5 protein-coding genes are annotated in these 6294 nt (G+C 48.8%); 3 read left to right on the top strand and 2 right to left on the bottom strand.

Annotated features, from left to right (window positions below):
- Positions 1 to 2 precede the first annotated feature (2 nt).
- The gene (locus MLE19_RS19870) at positions 3 to 1034 is read left to right on the top strand and encodes a hypothetical protein (RefSeq protein ID WP_035561720.1); all 1032 of its coding nucleotides are present in this window, start codon (positions 3 to 5) and stop codon (positions 1032 to 1034) included.
- A gap of 1185 nt (positions 1035 to 2219) precedes the next feature.
- On the opposite strand, the gene MLE19_RS19875 is transcribed toward MLE19_RS19870, so the two are convergent.
- The gene (locus tag MLE19_RS19875; protein ID WP_240719879.1) at positions 2220 to 2774 is read right to left on the bottom strand and encodes a JAB domain-containing protein; all 555 of its coding nucleotides are present in this window, start codon (positions 2772 to 2774) and stop codon (positions 2220 to 2222) included.
- Between the two features lie 137 nt (positions 2775 to 2911).
- Between MLE19_RS19875 and MLE19_RS19880 the strand changes: the two genes are divergently transcribed.
- The gene (locus tag MLE19_RS19880) at positions 2912 to 3814 is read left to right on the top strand and encodes an ArdC family protein (protein WP_240719881.1); all 903 of its coding nucleotides are present in this window, start codon (positions 2912 to 2914) and stop codon (positions 3812 to 3814) included.
- Positions 3815 to 4081: 267 nt separating this feature from the next.
- On the top strand, positions 4082 to 5128 hold the full coding sequence (locus tag MLE19_RS19885; RefSeq protein ID WP_240719882.1) for a DNA-binding protein: 1047 nt from the start codon (positions 4082 to 4084) through the stop codon (positions 5126 to 5128).
- Positions 5129 to 5840: 712 nt separating this feature from the next.
- Here the strand turns inward: MLE19_RS19885 and MLE19_RS19890 are convergent.
- Positions 5841 to 6294: cytochrome c biogenesis CcdA family protein (locus MLE19_RS19890; RefSeq protein ID WP_240719883.1), on the bottom strand; the 454-nt coding region annotated here is incomplete at its 5' end.

The following is a 6294-nucleotide window of genomic DNA, read 5'->3' on the forward strand; positions in this document are numbered from 1 at the left end:
ATATGGCCAGCGATAGCAATAAAGACAAGGACATACAAGCAGTTGCGGTTAATAAGCCGCCTCAGCTTGACCTATTCAGCCTGAGCGATAGCCGGGACAGAAATTATAGTAATAGCATCGACATTTACGATGCATTGCCTAAATATTCTCTGGAGAAGCGTCGTCGATTCACAGACCTTAACAGCGCGGTAAGAGAGCGCGAGTGCCGTATAGGCGACCGCGTTATAAAGGTTAAAGTTAAGCCAGCTATTATCGAGAATAGTAAAGGCAAACATGAGCTAGTTTATCCTGGTGAGCGTGAAGAGATTATAGAAGACGCTTTAAGAAAACTGGCTGTTAATGGCGGAAGCGTCATGATCGATGGTAAAGTTGGTGTTCTTTTTACTTTCTACGAGTTGCGTGCTGAGTTACGCCGGAACAAACATGAGTTCAAACTCAGCGAGATAAAGGAGGCGATACTTGTATGCCGTGGCGCACAGCTTGAAACGGTCACCAATGATAATGAAACTGTTATTTCCTCAAGCTTTTTTCCTATGGTCGGCCTAACCACGCGAAAAGATATTCAGATGCGTGAAGGCGATACTAAATGCTATGTACAGTTTAACCCTTTAGTAACTGAGAGCATTCTTAAACAAACTTTCCGTTTATATGACTATAGCACTTCGATGTCGATTAAGAGCCCTCTTGCCCGGTACATGCATAAGCGAATGAGTCACTACTGGAGCCAGGCATCAGCCAACGATCCCTATACGCCTCGTCTTATTCCTTACCTGTCAGGTAGCCCTCGCGGGCTTTCTGATCGCATGGGCAGTAATGTTCGGGCTATGAAAATTGCCCTAGACGTACTCGTTGAGCATGAGGTTATAGCTAGTTATAAAGCGAAGAGAATAACGGAAGGGAAAAAACTTGTTGATATTTACTACACAATCTTTCCTACAGATAAATTTGTCAAAACTGTTAAAAGAGCAAATTACAAAAGTAACTCAATACGGTTAAAGAAAGACTTACATACTATTAGCGAAACATCACTTTAAAATAATATTATCTTATTTCCTTTTGTGAAGTCTGGATCATTGAATGCATTTAGATGGCCTTTACTGCTTAGGGGGATAATGCACACACGGGCAACTCGTCGCCCTTCAAACCCCAGCCAGCCAGGATCGTAATCAACGGGCTGTGCTGCAGGAACCATTGAGGCGCGCATTGCAGTCCAAGCGTGTGCCATCATTGGGGGGAATGTTGCACAGATAGCCGATTCCAGACCCTCTCAATCACCTTGCTCAATAGGGGGAATGTTGCACAGATAGATGCTTCCAGACCTCCTTAATCACCGCGCCAATGACCGTAGCCAACGTCCAGTCACCCTTGTAAGCAGACTGCTATCACAGTAGGCATTCAAGAGTGTAGCTCACAGAACGTAGGTGGGAACGTTGCACCATCAGCCCCCGCGACAGGTCTTTAAAGCACGGCCAGCGTGCTCAAAAGTGTCATTCCTCCCTGGCAGGGGATTGTCGATCAGTAACAATTTGACGACAAAGAAGGTAAGGCACTATATTAAGCAGCTTCAAATGATAACGGTATAAAAGTGCTCTGATAGCTATCAACGTATCCACATTTACTGTGGGTAAGCCTGTGGAAAAGTAGCGTTTTATAGGTGGGAATGTTGCACCGTTTCGGTGGGGATACTGCACAGGTTATTTTCTGACCAGCAATTTAGCCCTCTATAGTAGGTGGGTATATTGCACAGGAGATGCAGAGCGAATCGAATCGATCCTGTCAACCTATCATGCCTTAAATCTTGCAGGTGGGAATGTTGCACAGATGGTGCCTAAATGAGCCAAAATGTGGACAAAAAGACGTTTTCTGTGGACATCAGGAGGATAACTTTGAGCCCTAGGTGGGGATGTTGCACAGCAAGCGGTGGGGATGTTGCATAGCAAGCGGTGGGGATGTTGCAACGGTTATTGAAAGATAATGCATACTTTTCAGTGGGTTGATGCATATATTATTGCTCGTAACCCTGTCTTACCCCAGTCTTAACCCTTTAACCTTTTTGTATTAACCAGCCTTTCCTAACCCCTGGCCATCTCCATTCTTTATGGGTCATTAGAAGAGCAGTATGAACATCACAGCAGGTTTATCAATTAAAGCATAGCCCATAAAAAAGCCTCACCAGCTGAATTGCAGGTAAGGCCATGAAAACGGCAAAGCCGTTAAAGTTATATCAGCCCCCTCTCCGCAAAGCTGACATGCTCAGTGCCAGCCACAATAATGTGGTCTATCACCTTTACGTCGATCACACCCAAAGCCTCTACTAGCCTCTTCGTAATCTGACGATCGCCATCACTCTCTTGAGGACTACCACTTGGATGGTTATGACACAGCAATACGGCGGAAGCATTCGTTACAATCGCCCTTCTAACCACCTCCCTAGGATAAACAGGCGCCTTATCCACGGTGCCTCTAAAAAGCTCCTCATGCTTGATGACTTGATGTTGCGAGTTCAGCCACGTCACAGAGAACACTTCGTAAGGCAGTTCCGCATACTTGAGCGTCAGATAATCAACCGCTATCCAAGGAGCTGTGATCTTTGCACCTTCACTCTCAAGCTGACCATAGAAGCGTGTTTCGATGATATCCAGTGCTTCTGAGATAACCGCATCTTCACGCTCTATACGCTGCTCTGCGGTCTCTACAGTCCCCTTTCCAGGGAAACTATAAACTTTGGCCGCCTCATTAACTGCAAACATACCCAACTGGTTGGTGTCCTTCATTATTCTCTCCTCTCTCATTCCCGCTGCCGGGTCTCGATTAGAGTTCGGGGAAGCACTGACCCCCCACCGGCTGTCACCTGGCGCCCTATCTCTTCTTGAGACCAGCACTACTGCAGGAATGAGAGAGGAAATAGATCATGAACAAGCGTGCAATCGATGATATCCGTGAAGCCCTTATTCAAGGCTTGATGGAAGGCACAGCCCCTTGGCAGAAGCCTTGGAAACCCGGCGACAAAGATGTGAGCCAGCCCTATAACGCCTCCTCGGGGCGTGCTTACACTGGCTGGTCAAACATCGTGAGTCTCTGGATTGCTTCGGATAAAAGCGGCTATACCAGCCCAGCCTGGGTTACCTTCAAGCAAGCGAAGGATCTGGGTACACACCCCCGTAAGGGCGAGAAGGGTACTCCCGTGGAATTCTGGAAGTTCCATAAAAAGCGCGAGAAGAAGGAGAACGGTACTACGGAGGAGAAAGTCATCCCCGTGAACCGTATTTTCTATGTGTTTAACGAGGAGCAGCTAGCGGACCCATTGACAGAGGCTGCAAAGCCACCAGTCATAGAAGCTCAACCTGAGCCCGTGCAGTTCGTTGCGCGGCTAATTGAGGCATCGGGTATCCCTTTAAGCTGGGGCGGTGACAAGGCCTACTACAGACCCTCAACGGATGGCATTCGCCTACCTCGCCCTGAACAGTTCCATGGGGTTAGTGAAATTGCGGCTACCGGCCTGCATGAGCTGATCCATGCCACTGGTGCTCCCTCCCGCCTCAACCGGGACAAGAGCGATCGCGCTCGAGAGGAAGTAGTGGCAGAAGCTGGCGCCTGGCTTGCAGCCATGCGCTTTGGTCTTCCTGCTACTCCCGAAAACTCAGCGTCCTATCTCACTGGATGGGCTTCACGGCTCAAAGGTGACCAAGCCAAAGAGATCGACCGTGCTCTGGCTGATGCGCAGAAGGCGGTTAACTTCATCGAGCAAATGGCACAACAGTGTGGGTTGATCGACGGAGTAGAAGATTCAACTGCAGCAACCGCGGCAGCTTGATTTGTTCCATTCAACAGCCTCCCTCTCGGGAGGCTTTTTTTTGTCCGACCTCAGCGGTGGGGATGTTGCACAGCAACAGTATTATCAGCCTGTTCCGGCATCAAAAGCACGGCGAACGGCAGCTGTATCGGTGGGAATGTTGCACAGATACGGCAGCAAGCAGGCTTGCGCCAGCGCTTTTAGTGAATACCAAGCTATTTCTTGTTTGCATCTTGTATTGTATGTATTATACATACATACAATACATACACATAAGGAGACCCAGAGATGCTTATCAAGCCGGAAATCCGAGATCGCATACTTGATGCTGCCGAGAAGCTGGCTGCTGAAGGCATCGACAGGCCTACCAATGAGCAAGTGCGTGAGCGATTGGGGGGCGGCTCGCTGTCGCACATCTCCCCTGTCATGCGCGAGTGGCGCGAAAATTTGAAAGTCAGTGCCATTGCTGTGCGTGAAATGCCTAATGAGATCCGCACTGTTTTGGAACGAGTAGGCGGCGAGCTGTGGCGTTCAGCAACTCAGCTCGCTGATGAAGAGGTCGAAAGAATTCGTGCAGAATCTGTGCAGCGCGAGGTAACAGCCAACGACGAGCGCGATGAGGCCCTTCGCGAAATCGAGCGGCTGGAAGCAAGCATCTCGGCCTTACTAGACCAAAACAAACAGAATGATAAGCATATCGAGCATCTTACGGACGATAACCGGACGTTGGTGACAGAGCATGCCACCTTAAAGCAACGGTCAGCCGATGCTATGGAGCGCGTCTCTGATCTACATGACCAGCTTGCCCGCCAGAATCAGCAGTTGGAAACAATGCGCGCTGAAGCACAGCGCCAACAGGCGTTGGTCGACCAGTTGCGTGACGAGAAGGCCGAGGCAAACACCCTGTTGGCTACTAAAGAAAGCGAGTTGAAGGCCACTACCCGGGAGCTGGAATCCACCCAACAACGCGAATTACGGTTTCAAAATACCCTCGAAGCGGTCAATGAAGACCTGTCCTCACTTCAACAGGATTACGCCAGCCTTCGTGCGGAAAAGGCCTCGGTTGTGAAGCGCAGCGAAGAGCTGCAGGACGAGAATGCTTCGCTTCGTTCCGATGTCGACAAGTTCAAAGCCTCTGCCAGTGAAGCCGGTAGTGAGTTGAAAGCTGCCACCAAGTGGATTGAGGAATTGGCGCACACCCAGCAGGATCTTTCAGAAACTCGGACACAGTTGGCAATAGCTCAATCTCGCGAAGAGGAGCTGCGCCAGCAGTTAGCTGACCACCAGAAACGGCTTCAACCTAACCAAAAAGACAGTGGATCAAAGGATGAGTAAAAGGCAACAGTCAGCCCCAATACTCATCGGATTCATTTTGGAAATGAAAACGTTGGCAACTTTCCCGAAAGGGAGTGAATCATTTAGTAACAATAATATTCAGCTCTGGCAACCTTACGATAGTCTAAAAGAAATCATAATAGCCGCTCTGCTCGAGGTGCGGCTATCTATAGTAAGCAAATGAAAGCGGGTACTCTTACCTATAACAATGACGAGACGGAAGTTTTGTAAAACTCAATTGGTGGTTATTGTCTCCCAGTCGTTTATACATCTTTTGGCCATGGAGTAGTCATGCATACGAGATTTTGCAGTTAACTAATTGATAAGAAACTATTTTACATAAGGATAGGGTCTATCGTTTCACACTGTTGCCAAAATACTACAGTGAATTTGCGGTCTTTAATCGCTTTGGCTTCAAGTGATACATTGTGTTGCAGGACGAGTTATTAGTTAAGTATCAAGACAGCCCACCCGCCAGCCATTGTGCAGCGCTGCAATCAGAGCCATAAAAAAGTACTGCGGCGGTCGCTGCTACTGGATGTTAGTTCGCCACAGAGCTCTTAAGTAAAGCCAGCAAGCGAATAAATTAACAATGTGAGGAATAAAGTTATATGCGTTATAAGGATTATTTCCTTTTAGGAGACAAGCTCAGACTAATAAGCTTCTTAAGAAGTTAGTATGAAAATAAAGCTCTACATCTCTTACGACCAAGCTACCCCAGTGTCGCCAGGGAAGGAAAAAGGTCGACCATGATACTGGAAAGCCGCGTCATGGTACCCGAGACGATGGCGATACCCATCAGAATCACAACCGTGCCCGCGACGGGGCGAGCATAGGCGCTCCACCTTCCTAGGCTTTTCCGGTGCAGAGCGAATCGGTTAATCAGTAAAGTGCTGGCAAGAAAAGGCAGCGCTAGGCCAGCAGAGTAGGCACTGAGATAAACCATTCCAGACTGGGCACTAGCAGCGTTAGACGTGGCCATCAGAATAGCGCCCAGTATAGGACCGATACACGGTGTCCAACCGATGGCGAAAGAGACCCCGAATACAGTCGCCGACAAAGGGGAGCCACCCTGGACACTGGGAGTGAACTGAAGGGTACGCTGGAAAAGCGGCAACCGGAACACCCCGGTCATGAAGAGGCCCAGCACGATCACCGCCGAGCCA

It is taken from the genome of Vreelandella neptunia, assembly GCF_022489065.1.
In the GTDB taxonomy this organism is placed as follows: Bacteria; Pseudomonadota; Gammaproteobacteria; order Pseudomonadales; family Halomonadaceae; genus Vreelandella; species Vreelandella neptunia_A.

Excerpts from the sequence above, each read along its gene's own strand:
- MLE19_RS19870 (WP_035561720.1), top strand. The coding sequence starts at position 3 with ATGGCCAGCGATAGCAATAAAGACAAGGACATACAAGCAGTTGCGGTT.
- MLE19_RS19875 (WP_240719879.1), bottom strand. The coding sequence starts at position 2,774 with ATGAAGGACACCAACCAGTTGGGTATGTTTGCAGTTAATGAGGCGGCC.
- MLE19_RS19885 (WP_240719882.1), top strand. The coding sequence starts at position 4,082 with ATGCTTATCAAGCCGGAAATCCGAGATCGCATACTTGATGCTGCCGAG.
- MLE19_RS19880 (WP_240719881.1), top strand. The coding sequence starts at position 2,912 with ATGAACAAGCGTGCAATCGATGATATCCGTGAAGCCCTTATTCAAGGC.